Raw genomic sequence first — 16,404 nt, 5'->3', positions numbered from 1 at the left:
CCTCAATCGTTGACGCGATAGTGGCCAGTACTATCTAACCAGTGGGTTTGCCAGTGGCCGTGGGTGTTTATCAGAGTGAGTAACTCGTTAAGCGCCTGTGAGTTGGTGCTTTGCTGCCCAAGCCGATGCAGTGGCTGATCAGTGCCTGACAAGAGGCTTTGCCACTGGGTAATCAGCGCGGCGAGGGGCGTTTCAGGCCGTGTTAGAGAGTGTTTAAGAGAGGTTGGCGTCTGTAGGATATCTTCCGCCGCTTGCCACAGGGCATCGGTGATGGAGAGTAGTTTTTTCCCTACAGGTTCAGCGTCTTCACTGGTTTGCACCACATAGCCAAGTGAGCAGGGCGCACCGTCGCTTCTGCGTACCGCCGCGACATACCCCAAGTGATGGTCATACCGCGCCTGCTGAAAAAAGGCCGCGCTGTGGTGCTGCTCAGCAAGGACTAATAGCCAGCGCTGGGTGGGCGTGCCCGGTAAGCTCAGTGTGCGCATGATGGCTGTGCTGGCCGACCCATTGATAGAAGGCGTCTGCACAGAACGTGTTGCTATGCGGCTGGCCAAATCTGCAAGCGCGTGGCAAACGACATCTGCATCTGCTTCATGGGAAACCCATACCGCAGGCGTGGCAGGCAGCGGTGTTAAGCGCTGTACCAACCGCTGAGCCAGAAGCCCTTGGGGGACAATTGCCGTATTAACATTCGCTTCTTTCAGCAAGGTTTGCATGGCAACTGTCGCTCCCTCCCCCACGGTTATCACCCAACTGCCCTGGGCTAGTTGCATGTGCTGGCATATCACGCCGCTGCGTGCGCACCGTTTGGCAGCCAGAGGGGCGGGAAGGAACATTGCGTTGGGTATAAAACAGGCTGCCCAGGTGGTGTCGGCAAGTGAGGCGAAATCATCGCTGACACCATACTGGCCGCACCAACGCTGCACATGTGGGACGGCCGCCAAGTGTGCTGCATCGTCAGCATGCTGGAACGTTGTAGGCGCGCTATAAACTAGCCAGTGGGGAACTGGCCAGCGATCCCTGGTGGGGAAATATGGTTGAGCTGCTGTATTGGCAGCAAGCCGCCGCGCCAATGCTTGCTGGCGCGCATAGACAAACCACGCCGCCGCCAGTTGCACGGTACCGGCAGGGGGCCGCCAAACGGTGCGGTGATCAATAGGGGCCGTCGCGAGCGGGGCTGCTAGACGTTCGCTGAGGAAAGCCTCAAGCACTTCCAGTCGCTCCTGCGGCGCGGTACCGGTTAACGCCAAGCTGAAGGTGTCTGTAGCCCCGGTTGGGGCGGCAGTCGCGTGGTAGTCGATAATCGAGTTAGCTAACTGATCCACCAGGTAGCCTTGGTTTAACGAATCAGCAACGTCGCTAAGGGCGTTAAACTGATGACGTGAAACGGACGATGGTAGCGGCCACAATAGCTCAACGGCGTGGGCCGTCCCGACCACCTTCGCGCGGGGCAGGCTGCCCCAGCGGGGCGTAATGGCAAGCGCCGGAGCGTTGGGTGGTAGCGGGTTAAACAGCGTTGCCATGCGTTGAATAAGGCGGGTCACCGCTTCTGTGGCCCTGGGGCTGATAATTGCAATGCTAACGCGGCCGCCGTGGTAGTGGTTGCGGTGAAACGTGGTCAGCGCCTCATGAAGCAACCAAATGTGATGGCCCAGCGTTTGTGCGTTGCCGTGGCGGCAGCCAGCACCGATATGCTGCGGGTCACTGAGCGTGGCGATGGCTGATAGCCGTTGCATTGCCGAGCTGTGTTGGCGGGCCTGCCATTCGGCGTCAATGGCGGCGACTTCGGTGCGAATGGTCGGCGGCGAAATAGTGGGCGTGGCCAACTGGCTGGCAACAGTGAGAGCCGCCGCTTCTAGGCTGTCTGCCGGGATCGAGAGATGCACATCGGTGACGTAGTCATCGGTGTGGGCGTTCAGGCTGCCCTGGTGCTGGGCAAACCAAGTGAGCAGGCTGGTGTTAGAGGAGGCTGTCAGTGGTGCAGTGGTGAGCACGTGCTCCAGTAAGTGGGCCAGACCTGGTAGGGTGGAAGGCTCATCCAAATAGCCCGCTGCAATAGTGATGCTAACGTGGGCATGGGTTAAATGGGGTGCGTGGGCCAGCATGCCCTGCACGCCGTTAGGCAGGGAGATGCAGGTCTGTGGGAAGCGTAGGTTAGCCATTGAGCAGGCTGCGTAGTAGTGCGCGCAGTTTGCCGGGGCGTACCGGCTTGTTTAACTGCGGCACGCCGGCATTGCGTAACCGCCTTTGCCAGTGATCAGAGCGGTCGGCACTGATAATGGCTGCGGGTAAGTGCGGGTCATGCCAATGGTGGCGAAGTTGTCGTATGGCCTCCAACCCGGTCACGCTATCGTCTAAGTGCAAGTCGACCAGCAACATATCCGGCGCCTCCAAGCAGGCTTTGGCGGCCACCATATCCAGCGCGGTATCGCAACTGACCTGCCATTCACTTAGCAACAGCGCCATGCCTTCAAGAATGGCTGGTTCGTTATCCAGGATCAGTACGCGCACCCCTTCGAACTCGGCGTCAGCGGAAAACGGCGCGCTGGGGGTGGGTATTTGGCTAAAGGAAACAGCGCTGGCACGGGGCACCCTAACCGCAAAACAGGAGCCTTGGCCGGGTGCAGAGCGCACAGAAAGCGGGTGCTCAAGGCGCTGGCTAATCCGTTCCACAATCGCAAGCCCTAGGCCAACGCCCTGGCGATCGCGCGCGCGGGTGGCATTGAGTTGATGAAATTCGCGGAAAATAAGCTGGTAGTCGCTTTCGGGAATACCAATACCGCTATCGACGACGTTTATAGCCAGGCTGGTGTCACCGTGGCGTCGTACGCCTAGGCAAATGCCGCCACGCTGGGTATAGCGGCAAGCATTAGCCAGAAAGTTGCGCACAATACGGCTGAGTAGATGAGGGTCGCTGGTCACCGCTTGATGGCAGGGCACATAGCGCAGCGTTAACCCTTTTCGTTGCGCCACGGGGGCAAACTCGTCAGCGAGATTGCTAAGAATATCGTCGAGATTAAAGTGGCGTAGTTGCGGCTGTACCTGGCCGTGATCCAGTTTTGAAATATCCAAGAGATCGGAAAGAATCGCTTCGGCGCCTTCCAGCGAGTTTTGCACCCTCTCAACCAGGGCTAGATTATCGCTGTCGTTCAAGCGCTCCTGTAGTGAGGCCACCAATAAGCGTGCAGCGTTCATGGGTTGCAGTAGGTCATGGCTAGCGGCGGCTAGGTAGCGGTCTTTGCTGAGGTTGGCAAACTCGGCAGCATCGCGCGCGCTTCTAAGCTCCTCATTGAGTCGTTCAAGTGCCTGGGTGCGATCAGCTACCCGGGCTTCCAAGTGGGCGTTGAGTGTTTCTAAGTGCTGGCGGGCGCGCTCACGCTCGGTAATATCTGCCACAAAGCCTTCGATCAGGTCTTCGTCTCCGGCAAGCTCGGCGGGCTTTTTGATCAGCGTAATGGCGACGGGAACTTGGTGATCAGAAGCTCCTTGCAGCAAGGTGGTTTGGCCTGTTACGTGCCCTTGAATGAGCAGCAGGTCGCGCAGCTGTTGCCCAGTGGTAGCATTAACAAAGAGCGCGTCAAAGCGGGCACAGCGCTCCAGGGTATGCGCTACGCTGCTATCGTCAAGCATGGCGGCAAGTGCCGGGTTGGCGGCGCGCAGTTTGCCAGAGAGCGATGCCTGAAAAATGCCGTGTAGAGCGTTTTCAAACAGCCATTTATAGCGATTGCGCTCAACTTCAAGCTCTTCTAAGCGCACTGAAAGCTCGCGATAGTAGCTTTTGCGCGCCGACTGCTGACCCAGCCCGAGCAGATCGCTGACCGAAAAGCCCGAAGGATCGTTGGCTTTTTTCATAGCGCCTCTTCGTACACCACCGCTACATCCCTTGAGTTGGAACGGCGCGGGTTGGTCAAAATACAAGGGTCGCCCAGCGCGTGGTTGGTGAGGAACGGCACGTCGCTGCGTGAGACGCCCATCTTGCTAAGCGTGCCTCCCAGACCAACCGCATGTTTTAAATCGACTAAGTACCGGAACAGCGATTTTTTGATCTGCTGCTGTGACAGCCCTCGGCAGTCGATACCGACGGCTTCGGCGACCCGCTTAAAACGATCGGGGGCGGCATCATAGTTATAGGCCACCACATGCTCTAACAGCATAGCGTTGCACAAACCGTGGGGGAGATCCAAGAAGCCGCCCAAACTATGCGACATAGCGTGTACTGCGCCCAATATAGCGTTTGAGAACGCCAAGCCCGCTTGCATGCTGCCCAGCATTACCTGAGCGCGCAGCTCGCCATCGGTAGGGTTCGCCACCAGCGCCTCAAGATGGCTGCTGATCAAACGCATGGCTTCCAAGGCGTGGGTGTCGGTGAGCGGGCCGCTGCCGGTTGAAACGAACGCTTCAATGGCATGCACTAACGCGTCGACCCCGGTACAAGCGGTCAGGTAGGGCGACATGGTCATGGTGACTTCAGGATCGATCAGCGACACATCCGGCACGACGGCCTTGCTGATAATCGAGAATTTCATGCGCCGCTGCTGATCAGAAATAATCGCAAACTGGGAAATATCCGCCGAGGTGCCCGCCGTTGAAGGAATAAAAATCAGCGGAGGAATCGGCACGCGAATAGTATCAACGCCTTCAAAATCGAGAATGTGCCCGCCGTGGGCCGTGACGATGCCAATCCCCTTGGCGCAGTCCATCGGGCTGCCACCGCCTATCGCCACAATCGCCTTGCAGCCGGTTGCACGATAGATCTCGGCACCGGCCATAATCTCATCTACCCGGGGGTTGGGGGAGACGGCGGTAAAACGCTCAACGGCAATGTTGGCTTCCAGCAGTTTGGCTTCAATATCGGCCACCCAGCCTGCCAGCAGTACGCCAGGATCAGAGACCAGAAGTACCTTTTCTGCCCCAAAAGTAGAGACGTAATTGCCTGCCGCGTGGCGGGCACCGTCGCCAAAAATAATTTCAGGCGCGACAAACTTACGAAGTTGCGTGAGTGGCGAAGTCATGGGGCGGTCTCGTTTATAATTGTTAACCATTATCTTAAGCACCTTAGGAGATTGTTGCGTTACGACCTTGGTGCCGTCGTTAGGGGGCAAGTCATCTTATTGATAAAAGACCAGCTCGCGAGCCAGCATGGTTTGGCGCGCTTGAGGGTGGCGAATGCCGTGGCATTCGTTACTGAATAGCAGTGTTTGCGCCTCGCCGCCCTGCTGTTCGATATGCCGCGCCATTGCATGAGTTTGCTCTGGCACCACTACAGCGTCTTTGCCACCCTGGATAAACAGTGCCCGCAAAGGGCGCTGGCAACGGGTGATGTGGTAAGCAGGGCTGCGCTGGGCGAGCTGGGTCTCGTCTCCGATTAGCCAGGCCAAGTAGCCGGATTCAAAGCGGTGTGTTTTTGCTGATAGCGATAACGCATCGGTTACCCCGTACAGGCTAGTGGCCGCAGCAAACAGGGGCATGGTGGCCAGGGCATTGAGGGAGGTAAACCCGCCAGCGCTTTGGCCACGGATAAAGCAGCGCGCTGTATCTATTGCAAAGCGCTCGCAGGCGGCATTAACCAGGGCGATCACATCGTCAGTATCGCTAATGCCCCACTGGCCCGCTAAACACTCACGGTAGCGGCGGCCAAAGTTGCCGCTGCCCCGTGGGTTGATATCCAGCACATGAAAGCCCTGCTGTTGCCAATAGGCTACCAGCGGGTCGTAAATAGGGTAGGTGGCGGCGGTAGGTCCACCATGAACGCGGACAATCAGCGGTGCAGCGCGGTTGACTAAGGCTGAGTAGAGAAAGCCGTGCACCGTTTCGCCTTCGTTGCCAACGGGGGCTTCCAGCCATTGCGCGATGGCGGAATTTTTGGCCACTAGGCTACCCGCTACGTTATCCACAACGTTACCCGCTAGGCAGCGGTGTGGACAATTTCCGGTAAAACGTATCAGCTGGGCGGCGCTGGTAGCGCTTTGCACAATAGCGTATTCACCGTGCCTTGCCAGCGTGATGCTTACCACACGACCAGGGGTAGGTAGCACTGCTTCCACCTGCTCGCCGGAGCGTCGGTAAAGCTGAGCCGCCCCCTGGTGCAGTTGGCAGTAAACCTGCCGATTGCCCCTCCAAGCGTGCTGGTGCTCACCCAGTTGCCACGGTGTGGTGATGTGATCAACCGAGGCGCTGCTCAGGCAAAGGGGGGTGGCCAGGTTTACCTGCCAGGGCTGCCACCAGCCAGCGTGGTCGCTCATGCAGATCAGCGCGTTATGAGGGCCAAACTGCGGCTGGCTAATCGCTGCGCCGAAGTCCCAGCGCTCAAAGGCTACAAGCCTACCGTTAGCCATCACCTGTGCGAGGTGCAATTGGCTACGCTGCCACGGCATATGAGGCAGTGACCAGCTCACCCACGCTAAATAGTTGCCGTCGTCGCTTAATATCGGCGCGCCGTAGAAGTCGGCGCCTTCTGCCAATACCTGCCGATGGCTGGCAGTGATGGCGATCAGACGCTGACCATGGGTATCTTCCTCAACCGCTAATACACGCTGGCGCTTAGGGTCTGCGCACAGCCCTCCGTAGGCTGTTTGTGGCCGCTTCTGCCAGCAGTGGCTGGCGCCGTGGTGGTCGCGGTGCATAATCGCCTGGTCGTGCTGGCGCACCCAAACGATGCCCTCCAGCAGTGGCGTATAGCTGCCGCCGCCGTACTGGTTCACGCGGCTGCCCACAGCGTCATCTACCAAACATTGCGGCGCCTCGTTGCTGTCAGCCGCCCATCGCCAAAGCTGCATGTCGCCCGTTTGCGGGCAGCGAGCCAGCCAGTAAACGGCCTGGGAGTCGCTGTGCAGTTCGCCCAATGTGTCAGTGGGTTCGGCGGCATCTGCCAGGGTAAGCCGCATAGGTGTGTGCTCCTTATTGTGGGGTATCCCACAGCAGCCGTGTTTCATAGTGAGGATAAAGCTGCATCACGCTACGGGTAAACTCGTATTCAGTAAGCGCTAGGGTATTAAAGGTATCAGGAATCTCGACGGCCAAGGCATGGTTGGCACCCAGCCCTTCGCTAGCCACGTTACTGAGGTGCTGGTCTAGCCATGCGAGGTAGTGAGCGGTTTGCTCTAAAACCGTGTTGGGCGGCGCGCTGGGGCCATGGCCGGGCACGGCGATTCTGGCGTTGAGAGCACGAAGATCGTTAAGTTCTTCCTGCCACTGTTGCAAGCCAGGGCTATGAGCCGTGGCGGCAGCACGCTGGTAGAAGCCCATATCGCCCAAAAACAGTACCCCGGTGGAATGATCCATAATGACCAGGTCACCACCACTGTGGCCGCGCATGGCGTATAGCGTGAGTGGGTAGCTTCCCAGCGTTACCTCGCCTGCCTCAAGCGTGTCGGGTAGGGCAGTATGCGTGCGCGCCAAGCTGCGTCCGGTCAGCCGCTCTACGTTATCGATCAGTGCTGCTCGGTCGCGGGCCTTCAGCGCACGAGTGCTGGCTAAGGTGAGGTGCTCTGCCTCGTCGAAGGCGGCATTACCGAAAAAGTGATCGGGGTGGTGGTGGGTATTCAAAACCCAGCGTACGGGGTGGGAGGTGTGCTGAGCAATCAGTTTTTTTAGTGCTTCGCCAAAGCGTGGGCTGCTGCCGCTGTCGATGAGGATGGTGCCGTTAGGCGTGGCAATAAATGCTTGGTTGCCGATATGGCCGCAGTTGCTGGTGGAAAGCTCTTCTCTTAAGCCTTCCACCATCCAGGTGTTCTCTGCAATTGGCTGGGCAGTTAGCGCACGTTCGCAGAACATGACCGGCTCGTTGGCCGCTAACGGTGTGGTTAGTAGCGACGCTATGCTCGCCAGTAAGCGCATTTTCATGGCTTCAGACCAATAGAGAAGCGGTTGCCGTTGTTGTCCCGGGCGCCAATGACATAGCCTTCCGCAGAGGGACGCATATGAAGCCCTAGGGTGGGGTTGGCGCTCACCGACGCTTCGATATCCAGCGCGGCCACTTTCTGGCCCTGCTGATCCAGCAGCTCAAACGACTGTACGTAAAAGGCGGGTTGGCTGGGGATTAAGCCGCTGTCCATGGGGTGAGAAAGGCGCACCCGCAGGCGCTGTTCGCTCTCATTGGCAAACAGCCGACCCTGCAGCTCGCCGAAGGTGTTTTCCCAGTCGTTGTCAGCGCCGGCAATACCCGGCGTGGTACAGCCGCCGCCTTCTGCTTCAATGTAGGTGCCGCCCACATGCCAGGTAGCCCCCTGTTTCACTGCTACGCGTACCGCGGAAGCTTGTTCCAAGCGAATATTTAACGAAAGCTTGGCGAGACCATGGCTCATCGGTGAGTAGTGAAATAGGCGGGGAATAGGATTGAGATCCACCCAGGCGATGATGTCGGTTATCGGCTCGCCGCTGGCTTCTAATCCGCTGGCGTCTAACTCAATGGGCACTTGGCCTGAGTCTTCGGCGAAACTTGGCGCGCTAACAATGACCCGCTCATCAAACACCACGGGGGCGTCGCCCAAAAAGCGCTCGCGGTATACAGGCCACATAAAGGAATTAAGCGGATCCTGTTCAGCGCTGTTCACTGCGGCCAACGCGGTGGAGGGCAACATAACTATTAACCAGATAAACGCCGCGAGGAGTGCAGTGAGAGCCTCGGTGAGCTGTTGTAACGTGCTGATGGGTGTTGGGGTTGCCATAGTGCCTCCCAGCTTAGGGATTACTGTCTGGTCGTTTCGATGCTGACCGTTTCTAACCAGGTGCGGATGGCCCACAGCCCTTCTTGGCTGACGTAGTCGGACATACGCGGCATGAGTACACGGCCGTTGCGCTCGGATCCGTTCGTAACCAGCTCTTTGAACCACTCATCGCCCCATGGGCCGTTCTCCAGCTCGCGCAGGTCGGGGGCGATGCCGCCGGATTTCGCTTCCAGGCCGTGGCAAGCGGCGCAATTGCTGTTATAAGCGCGGGCGCCAATGTCCACGGCTAGATCATGCTGGGGGTGATCACGATAAGGGTTCTCTTCCCGCCATTCGTCACCTAAGCGCTCGAGATCTTTAATATCAACGGCTTGCGGGGTAACGCTGCCGTGAGACCATGCCAGTGGTGCAGCCAGCAAAGCCATAAGGGCGATAGCCCCCGCTTGGCCTATGGGTGTTTTGGTAGAGGCCGTTTTTGAGATGGCCGTTGTGACTGTTTTTGAGTGGGTTTTTGAGATGGTGTTTGAGATGGTTTTTGTAAGCGTTGTCATGGAATAGCTCCTCAGGGGATCAATGTATCGTCACCTGAGTGAGCATAGGCAGGCGCACATGCCGAACCTATAGCACCTTAGGTATCGCTAGCCTCCTCCTTTGGAAGTAGTGCTAATTTAGGATGAGAACGCGACTGGAGGGGTAGATGGGTTTTTGATCCGGGCTTCTAAGCTGAGTTTAGTCTTGCTGGCACCACGCAAGCAGTAGCTTGGCCGCTTTGCAGCCATTGCATTGTGATCATTACTCGGATGGAAAACCCATGACATACGCTATCAATAACAACACGTCAGCCCGCACAATTTCGTGGCCCTTTCGCCTGCGTACCCTCACTGCCGCTGTTGCTTATGCTTCTGCTCTAGGTATTGGAAGCGTTGCACTGACAGCCCACGCCAGTGAGGTGACCTGGGACGATATTCTCAATGACCATAACACCACTGAAACGGTGCTGATGTACGGCATGGGCGTGAAAGCCCAGCGCTACAGCCCGCTTGATCAAATTAACGCAGACAATGTAGAGATGCTGACCCCTGCATGGTCTCACTCCTTTGGCGATGAAATGCAGCGTGGCCAGGAGTCACAGGCGCTGATCCATGAAGGCGTTATCTATGTTACCGGCTCCTATTCACGTATTTTTGCCATTGATGCACGTACTGGAAAGAGGCTGTGGTCTTATAACCATCGACTGCCCAGCGATATTCGCCCCTGCTGTGACGTGGTGAACCGAGGCGCGGCCATATACGGCGACAAGGTGTTCTTCGGTACGCTGGATGCGGGGATTGTGGCGCTCAATAAAGATACCGGGGAAGTAGTGTGGCGCGAACGCTTTGGTGACCACCGCGCGGGTTATACCATGACTGGCGCGCCAACGATTGTAGAGGATAGCGAAACGGGCCGCGTATTGCTGATTCATGGCTCGTCAGGGGATGAGTTCGGTATTGTCGGTAAGCTCTATGCCCGTGACCCTGATACCGGTGAAGAGATTTGGATGCGCCCCTTTGTTGAGGGCCATATGGGGCGTTTGAACGGTGAGGAGGGCACCCCGACGGGTGATGCCAGCGCGCCCTCCTGGCCCGATGACCCAGACAGCGAAACCGGCAAAGTACAGGCCTGGAGCCAAGGTGGCGGTGCGCCATGGCAGAGCGCCAGCTTCGACCCTGACACCAATACCATTATCATTGGCGCGGGTAACCCGGCCCCCTGGAATGGCTGGGCACGCACCTCTGAAGACGGCGACCCGTCTGACTACGACAGCCTCTATACCTCTGGTCAACTGGGTATCGACCCCTCGACCGGCGAAGTGAAGTGGTTCTATCAGCACACGCCCAACGACACCTGGGACTTCTCGGGCAATAACGAAATCGTACTGTTCGAATACGAAGATGAGAATGGCCAAACGGTGAATGCGGGCGCCCACGCTGACCGTAATGGCTTCTTCTATGTCACTGACCGCACCAACGGCGAACTTATCAACGCCTTTCCCTTTGTCGATAACATCACCTGGGCGACCCATATCGATCTGGAAACCGGCCGCCCGGTTGAGGCTGAAGGCCAGCGCCCACCGCGATTGGAAGAGGGCCAAACCCGCTCGGAGCCTGTTGAAGTATCGCCTCCATTCCTGGGCGGTAAAAACTGGAACCCCATGGCGTATAGCGAAGATACCGGGCTGTTCTACGTACCGGGTAATCACTGGAAAGAGGATTACTGGACCGAGGAAGTCGAGTATGTAGAAGGCGCCGCTTACTTGGGTATGGGCTTCCGTATCAAGCGTATGTACGACGATCATGTGGGTATTCTGCGCGCCATAGACCCGGTGACCGGCGAATATGCTTGGGAGCATAAAGAGCCTATGCCGCTATGGGCAGGCGTGCTAGCCACCCACGGTGATTTGGTGTTTACCGGTACGGGGGATGGCTACTTCAAAGCCTTCCATGCTGAAACCGGGGAGGAGCTTTGGAAGTTCCAGGTAGGCACCGGCATCATTTCACCACCGGTTACCTGGGAAATGGACGGTGAGCAGTACATCGGTGTCACCGCCGGTTATGGCGGCGCAGTTCCGCTTTGGGGCGGTGATATGGCTGAACTGACGCGACCGATTGCTCAGGGCGGCTCGTTCTGGGTCTTCAAGTTACCGTCCTTCGTTAAAGAGCTGGCGAACCGTTAAGTTATTAACACCTCTTGGGCGGCCTTTGCCGCCCTTTTTTGAATGAAGATAACGGTAATGGAGAACAATAATGATAACTCGTCATACTGTGCCTTTATGGCGCCGTCAAATAACGGCGATGTTTCTCTACCTTAGCGTGATAGGCAGTGTCGTTGCCGATGACTATGTTGAAGCGTATCAACCGCCAGTGCATAACGGCTGCGAGCTGGTGCCAGGCGCCCAGTGCGCCAATAGGGACTTATCTGGCGGTGACTTTGCTAACCTTGATTTGCAAGGCGCTAACTTTGCGGGCAGCAATTTAGACGGCTCGGATTTCCGCCACAGCAATCTACGCAGCGTCGATTTTGAAGGTGCATCGCTCCGCAACGCTAACCTTAATCGCGCGCGTATGCCCAACACCCACCTGCGTGGTGCCGACCTTTCCCACGCCAGTTTGGTTGGGTTGGATAGTTGGAGTATTTATGCCCAGGGAGCGACGTTTGATCATGCTGACCTGACGGGGGCCAATTTGGCGTTCGCCCGACTGTCTGGGGCCAGTATGCAGGGAGCGAAGCTGATGGGCAGCAACCTGGAAATGGCCTGGATGAATAAGGTCAACCTGATAGGGGCTGATCTGCGCGATGCTAACCTGCAAGAAGTCAAAATGAACATTGCCCGTCTTAACGATGCCGATATGACCGGTGCACGTATCCACTACGGTAACTTCCAAATGGCTCAAATGGAGGGATGTACCGGCTGCCCGTTTGATTGGGAGTGATACCATCATGTCGACACAACACTCGGCGCACTCTGTGCGCCGCTATATCATTTGTTTGGTGTGGATAAGTGGAATAGTTAGCGGCGTGGCGGAGGCTGACGTGCCTGCCGCGGCGTTTAACCAACAAGGCTATCGGTTACCGCCATTTAAAGCACCCGTCACTGCACCGCTACCCGGGGTGACCACGTTAGATGACGATACATTTCAAGTATTGCTGGAATCGTCGTCGGTCATCCTGGTGGATGTCTACGCGCTAACTTGGCATAACGGCCTTTTTCTGCAGGATAGCCCTCACTTAACGATCCCCGGCAGTATTTGGCTGCCTAACGTGGGCGCCCCTACTTTGGAAGATGAATGGCGTGATTACTTCACGCAAACACTCGATGCGCAGCGTGAGAACGCAGAGGTAGCGCCGTTGGTGTTCTTTTGCCGCAGCGACTGCTGGCTTTCCTGGAATGCTGCCCGGCGTGCTGAGGCAATGGGCTATGAAGAGCTGTATTGGTACCCCGATGGGGTGGATGGCTGGCAAGCGAGCGGTCATTCATTAGCAGCTGTTTGCCCGCAGCTGCCTGCCCATGCTGAGCGAGCCACCTGCGAGCCTTAATGGGTTTATTACTGATAAATAGGTTTATTGCCGATAAATCAGCTCGGGCGTTTGGCGGGGCGAAGGCTCCGCTGAACCATCCTGGCTCTGTAACTGCCTTGTTTGCAACTGCTTTGATTGGCGGGCATTGCGGGGAATTAGGGTCGCCTGCTCAGGCTTGCTTTGGGCGTTTTCTGTGATAAGGCTCTCTAGCAACCCATGCTGGGGGGAGTGCTGGCACACCGGGTCAGTGGCGTTCATATCGCCGGTTAACAAATAAGCCTGGCAACGGCAGCCGCCATGGTCTTTATCGCGCTCGTCACACTGCTGGCAGAGCGTGGGCATCCACTGAGTGCCGCGAAAACGGTTAAAGGCATCGCTTTGGTACCAAATGTCCTGCAGCGATGTCTCTTTTACGTTGGGAAATGCCATCGGCAGCTCCCTGGCGCTATGGCAGGGCAACACGGCACCATCCGGAGCAACGGTCATAAAGATGCTGCCCCAGCCGCCCATGCACGCTTTAGGCGCTTGCTCAAAGTAGTCTGGTACTACAAACAGCAACGACATATCGCGGCCCCGTGCCGCCAGTGTTTCCCGCCAGCGGTTGGTTTCCTCTTCGGCATGTACCAACTGTTCACGGGTAGGCATCAACGCTTGGCGATTTAAAAATGCCCAGCCGTAATACTGGCAGTTGGCCAGTTCAACCGCATCCGCGCCTAGCTCATCGCAGAGGGCTATCAGCTCGCCAATTTGATCGATATTGTGCCGATGCAGCACCACGTTCAATACCATAGGGTAGCCAGCGGCCTTGACCGCTTTGGCCATGGCCAGCTTGTTGGCATGGGCCTTGGTAGAGCCGGCCAGCGCCTGGGCCAGTTCGGGGTCGGCAGCCTGCAGGCTAATCTGAATATGATCCAGTCCTGCCTCTGCCAGAGCGTCTACCCGCTGAGCAGTAAGGCCCACGCCAGAGGTCAGCAGGTTGGTATAAAAGCCTAGCTTGCGTGCTTCGCTGACGAGCGCTTCCAGATCTTGGCGAATCAGCGGTTCGCCGCCGGAAAAGCCCAACTGAGCCGACCCCATGGCCCGCGCCTGACGCAGCACGCTAAGCCACGCTTCGGTATCCAGCTCGTTTTGGTAGCGGGTAAATGCCAGCGGGTTAGAGCAGTAGGCACACTGCAGCGGGCAGCGGTAGGTAAGTTCTGCCAGCAGCCATAAGGGCGGTGAGATAGCTTCGGCGGTTGGATTCGCTTTGTTTTGATTAACCGTATTACCATTAACCACAGTGCACCTCCTTCACGGTCAGCCAGCCGTTGCTGCGGGCTTCTTCAATAAACTGCACGACATCGTCTGCTAAGGTCTCGGCGCCTGGATATCGCCGCTGTAGGGTGGCGATAATGTCAGCGACGGATTGGCGGCCATCGACCTGTTCAAGAATCGCTCCGGCAGTCGTGCTGAGTTTGACCATACCTTCGGGGTAAAGAATGACGTGGCAACCCTGAATGGCCTCCCACTGTAACCGCCAGCCGCGTCGCAGTTGGTAAATGTCTTGCTGTGCCATGTTGAATTCCCCGGCGCTAGTCAATCAAGGTCGAGTAAAGTGAGTGCTCAAGCCCACGGTGATATACCGCTTCACGGGTGACGGTGTGGTAAGGCGGGCGGTCTAACTGATAGGCCATGGTCATCGCATCCAACATGCTCCACAGCACATCGAGCTTGAATTGCAGGATGTCCAGCGCACGCTGCTGCAGCGCCACCGTTGTACACACGCTTAAGGCGATTTCCAGCCCGTGCTCAACGTCCCGGCGGGCTTCGCTGAGGCGCTTACGAAAGTAGCGATAGCCCTGCTCGTTAATCCACGGGTAGTGCTGGGGCCAGGTGTCCAGGCGGTTTTGGTGGGCTAGCGGAGCAAACAGCTCGGTAAGCGATGAGATCGCGGCCTCCTGCCAGGGGGCTTGGGCTACAAAGTGGCGGTAGGCATCCACCGCAAAGCGCACACCGGGTAACACGCGCTCCTGGGAAAGCAGCGTATGGCGGTGTAATCCCACGGCTTCACCGAGGGCCAGCCAGGCTTCAATCCCACCTTCATCATCAGCGTGGCCGTCGTGGTCTAACAGACGCTGTACCCATCGCCTGCGGGTGGCTGCATCCGGGCAGTTGGCCAGTAGCGCGGCGTCTTTTTGGGGAATCATCAGTTGGTAGTAAAAGCGGTTAGCCACCCAGCCCTGCAACTGTTCTCGGCTAAGTTCTCCGTTGGCCATCGCCTGCTGAAAGGGGTGGTTAAGATGGTAGTACTGCCCTTTACTCATCAGCGCTTCACGGAACGCCTCCCGATTGAGCGGGGTGGCAGCAGCGCAGGGTGTTATCGCGGTTAGCGCCATGATCAATCTCCTAATATTGGCGATAGGGCTATAGCGTAAGTTTCATACCGTCGTAAGCCGTTTCGATGCCTGCGTCTTGAAGTGTTTGTGCCGCCTCGCTGGTGCGGTCTAAAATCGGGTTGGTGTTGTTGATATGAATTAAAATGCGCCGCGTACTGCAGGGTAGTTCTTTAAGTAGCTCATACATGCCGCCGCTGCCATTGAGCGCGAGGTGTCCCATCTGTTGGCCTGTTGAGGTGCCAACGCCTAGTGCCTGCATTTCGTCGTCTTCCCACAGGGTGCCGTCCACCATCACCACATCGGCAGCGTGTAAGAAGCGCATGGCCAGTGGCGTGGGGTTGCCAAGTCCTGGGGCGTAGCACAGCGACTTACCGCTGCGGCGGTCGACCATATACAGCCCTAAATTATCGCCACAGGAAGTAGCTCCGCGCCGTGGTGAGTAGGGCGGGGCATTGCTGTGTAGCGCAAAGGCGGTAAGTGCGATATCCGGCAGGAAGGAAATCGAAAACTCGACAACCTCCTGATGCTCTTTCAAGCTAACCGGCTGCCAGCGCAGCCCGCCCCAGTGCTCCAACATTGGGAACAGTGGAAACCCAGTAGATAAATCGTCATGTACATTGGGCGTGCACCATACATCCAGCGGACAGCCCTCTCTTAGGGAAAGTAGCCCGGTGACGTGGTCGATCTGGGCATCCACCAGCAGCACGCCACGAATACCGCTGCCACGCAGTTCGTTTGGCCATAATTCCGGGTTGGCGTTGAGCTGGGCGCGAATGTCAGGGGAGGCGTTGCATAGCAGCCACTGTTTGCCATCAACGCTTAACGCAATGGATGACTGAGTGCGTGATTGATGGTCGCCGCTGCCTTGGCGAGCGTGGAAGCAGTTCGGGCAGTTGCAATTCCACTGAGGAAAACCGCCCCCTGCGGCAGCCCCAAGAACTATCACCTGCATAGGCTGGCCTCTTAAGTTGGTGTTGCGGTGAAAGCCCCTGCCTAGTATGAGCGAGCTGATATAGACAGGGGGCACGACTTAGCGGGTAGAGATATAGAGCGTTACTTCAAAGCCAAGGCGCATATCTTGATAGGTCGGTTTCGTCCACATAAGGAACTCTCCTGCGTTGTTAAGTATGTTGTCGTGAGTGGTATTGCAACTGTCGTTACAAGTGTTACTACCTGTGTTGATGCAGGTACTATCAGCGGTTCAGCGTTATTGCCATACCCGCTTCTTCAGTTAAGCACAGGTAAAGACAACTGCCTGCGGTACTTTGGAAGTAGTTTTCTCGCTCTTTTCGGTGGGGCTTGAA

Annotated in this window: 15 protein-coding genes; 3 read left to right on the top strand and 12 right to left on the bottom strand. The window is 57.2% G+C overall.

Going from position 1 to position 16,404, the window contains the following annotated elements:
* Positions 1 to 2 precede the first annotated feature (2 nt).
* From RO22_RS18410 to pedF, 7 genes are all read right to left on the bottom strand, one after another.
* The gene (locus tag RO22_RS18410; protein WP_052475692.1) at positions 3 to 2,165 is read right to left on the bottom strand and encodes an insulinase family protein; all 2,163 of its coding nucleotides are present in this window, start codon (positions 2,163 to 2,165) and stop codon (positions 3 to 5) included.
* Positions 2,158 to 3,855 carry a NahK/ErcS family hybrid sensor histidine kinase/response regulator gene (locus RO22_RS18405; protein WP_041159021.1) on the bottom strand — a complete coding sequence of 566 codons (1,698 nt, stop codon included), beginning with the start codon at positions 3,853 to 3,855 and terminating at the stop codon, positions 2,158 to 2,160. Before RO22_RS18405 ends, RO22_RS18410 begins: the two co-directional genes overlap by 8 nt.
* Positions 3,852 to 5,015, bottom strand: a complete 1,164-nt coding sequence (gene ercA, locus RO22_RS18400; RefSeq protein ID WP_041159020.1) for an alcohol dehydrogenase-like regulatory protein ErcA — start codon at positions 5,013 to 5,015, stop codon at positions 3,852 to 3,854. The genes RO22_RS18405 and ercA overlap by 4 nt, the downstream gene beginning before the upstream one ends.
* Positions 5,016 to 5,111: 96 nt before the next feature.
* Positions 5,112 to 6,887 carry an alpha/beta hydrolase family protein gene (locus tag RO22_RS18395; RefSeq protein ID WP_041159019.1) on the bottom strand — a complete coding sequence of 592 codons (1,776 nt, stop codon included), beginning with the start codon at positions 6,885 to 6,887 and terminating at the stop codon, positions 5,112 to 5,114.
* A gap of 13 nt (positions 6,888 to 6,900) precedes the next feature.
* Positions 6,901 to 7,845 (bottom strand): quinoprotein relay system zinc metallohydrolase 1, encoded by a 945-nt coding sequence (locus RO22_RS18390; protein ID WP_041159018.1) that lies wholly within the window; start codon positions 7,843 to 7,845, stop codon positions 6,901 to 6,903.
* On the bottom strand, positions 7,842 to 8,669 hold the full coding sequence (locus RO22_RS18385; RefSeq protein WP_052475691.1) for a quinoprotein dehydrogenase-associated SoxYZ-like carrier: 828 nt from the start codon (positions 8,667 to 8,669) through the stop codon (positions 7,842 to 7,844). The genes RO22_RS18390 and RO22_RS18385 overlap by 4 nt, the downstream gene beginning before the upstream one ends.
* Before the next feature lie 20 nt (positions 8,670 to 8,689).
* Positions 8,690 to 9,094, bottom strand: a complete 405-nt coding sequence (pedF, locus tag RO22_RS18380; RefSeq protein WP_041159109.1) for a cytochrome c-550 PedF — start codon at positions 9,092 to 9,094, stop codon at positions 8,690 to 8,692.
* Between the two features lie 386 nt (positions 9,095 to 9,480).
* On the opposite strand from pedF, the gene RO22_RS18375 reads away from it, so the two are divergent.
* The 3 genes from RO22_RS18375 to RO22_RS18365 all read left to right on the top strand — a co-directional run bounded on the left by RO22_RS18375 (position 9,481) and on the right by RO22_RS18365 (position 12,743).
* Positions 9,481 to 11,382, top strand: coding sequence for a methanol/ethanol family PQQ-dependent dehydrogenase (locus tag RO22_RS18375; protein ID WP_041159017.1), 1,902 nt, complete (start codon positions 9,481 to 9,483; stop codon positions 11,380 to 11,382).
* 70 nt (positions 11,383 to 11,452) lie between these two features.
* Positions 11,453 to 12,139 (top strand): pentapeptide repeat-containing protein, encoded by a 687-nt coding sequence (locus RO22_RS18370; RefSeq protein WP_052475690.1) that lies wholly within the window; start codon positions 11,453 to 11,455, stop codon positions 12,137 to 12,139.
* Positions 12,140 to 12,146: 7 nt separating this feature from the next.
* Complete coding sequence (locus RO22_RS18365; protein ID WP_052475689.1) at positions 12,147 to 12,743, top strand: rhodanese-like domain-containing protein; 597 nt, start codon at positions 12,147 to 12,149, stop codon at positions 12,741 to 12,743.
* 24 nt (positions 12,744 to 12,767) lie between these two features.
* Here RO22_RS18365 and pqqE read toward each other — a convergent pair whose 3' ends face one another.
* From pqqE to pqqA, 5 genes are all read right to left on the bottom strand, one after another.
* Positions 12,768 to 14,003 carry a pyrroloquinoline quinone biosynthesis protein PqqE gene (gene pqqE, locus RO22_RS18360; RefSeq protein WP_052475688.1) on the bottom strand — a complete coding sequence of 412 codons (1,236 nt, stop codon included), beginning with the start codon at positions 14,001 to 14,003 and terminating at the stop codon, positions 12,768 to 12,770.
* Positions 13,996 to 14,280 carry a pyrroloquinoline quinone biosynthesis peptide chaperone PqqD gene (pqqD, locus tag RO22_RS18355; protein WP_041159016.1) on the bottom strand — a complete coding sequence of 95 codons (285 nt, stop codon included), beginning with the start codon at positions 14,278 to 14,280 and terminating at the stop codon, positions 13,996 to 13,998. Before pqqD ends, pqqE begins: the two co-directional genes overlap by 8 nt.
* Before the next feature lie 16 nt (positions 14,281 to 14,296).
* Positions 14,297 to 15,100 (bottom strand): pyrroloquinoline-quinone synthase PqqC, encoded by an 804-nt coding sequence (gene pqqC / locus RO22_RS18350; RefSeq protein WP_041159015.1) that lies wholly within the window; start codon positions 15,098 to 15,100, stop codon positions 14,297 to 14,299.
* Between the two features lie 28 nt (positions 15,101 to 15,128).
* Complete coding sequence (pqqB, locus tag RO22_RS18345) at positions 15,129 to 16,052, bottom strand: pyrroloquinoline quinone biosynthesis protein PqqB (RefSeq protein WP_041159014.1); 924 nt, start codon at positions 16,050 to 16,052, stop codon at positions 15,129 to 15,131.
* A gap of 78 nt (positions 16,053 to 16,130) precedes the next feature.
* A complete protein-coding gene (gene pqqA / locus RO22_RS24280) occupies positions 16,131 to 16,202 on the bottom strand; it encodes a pyrroloquinoline quinone precursor peptide PqqA (protein ID WP_009722990.1) in 72 nt (23 codons plus the stop codon).
* Positions 16,203 to 16,404 lie beyond the last annotated feature (202 nt).

This window comes from Halomonas sp. KHS3, assembly GCF_000830495.1.
GTDB lineage: Bacteria > Pseudomonadota > Gammaproteobacteria > Pseudomonadales > Halomonadaceae > Vreelandella > Vreelandella titanicae.
This window is presented reverse-complemented; position numbering and strand designations above follow the sequence as displayed.

Coding starts and splice junctions, on each gene's coding strand:
- RO22_RS18410 (WP_052475692.1), bottom strand. CDS start 2,165: ATGGCTAACCTACGCTTCCCACAGACCTGCATCTCCCTGCCTAACGGC.
- RO22_RS18405 (WP_041159021.1), bottom strand. CDS start 3,855: ATGAAAAAAGCCAACGATCCTTCGGGCTTTTCGGTCAGCGATCTGCTC.
- ercA (WP_041159020.1), bottom strand. CDS start 5,015: ATGACTTCGCCACTCACGCAACTTCGTAAGTTTGTCGCGCCTGAAATT.
- RO22_RS18395 (WP_041159019.1), bottom strand. CDS start 6,887: ATGCGGCTTACCCTGGCAGATGCCGCCGAACCCACTGACACATTGGGC.
- RO22_RS18390 (WP_041159018.1), bottom strand. CDS start 7,845: ATGAAAATGCGCTTACTGGCGAGCATAGCGTCGCTACTAACCACACCG.
- RO22_RS18385 (WP_052475691.1), bottom strand. CDS start 8,669: ATGGCAACCCCAACACCCATCAGCACGTTACAACAGCTCACCGAGGCT.
- pedF (WP_041159109.1), bottom strand. CDS start 9,094: ATGGCTTTGCTGGCTGCACCACTGGCATGGTCTCACGGCAGCGTTACC.
- RO22_RS18375 (WP_041159017.1), top strand. CDS start 9,481: ATGACATACGCTATCAATAACAACACGTCAGCCCGCACAATTTCGTGG.
- RO22_RS18370 (WP_052475690.1), top strand. CDS start 11,453: ATGATAACTCGTCATACTGTGCCTTTATGGCGCCGTCAAATAACGGCG.
- RO22_RS18365 (WP_052475689.1), top strand. CDS start 12,147: ATGTCGACACAACACTCGGCGCACTCTGTGCGCCGCTATATCATTTGT.
- pqqD (WP_041159016.1), bottom strand. CDS start 14,280: ATGGCACAGCAAGACATTTACCAACTGCGACGCGGCTGGCGGTTACAG.
- pqqC (WP_041159015.1), bottom strand. CDS start 15,100: ATGGCGCTAACCGCGATAACACCCTGCGCTGCTGCCACCCCGCTCAAT.
- pqqB (WP_041159014.1), bottom strand. CDS start 16,052: ATGCAGGTGATAGTTCTTGGGGCTGCCGCAGGGGGCGGTTTTCCTCAG.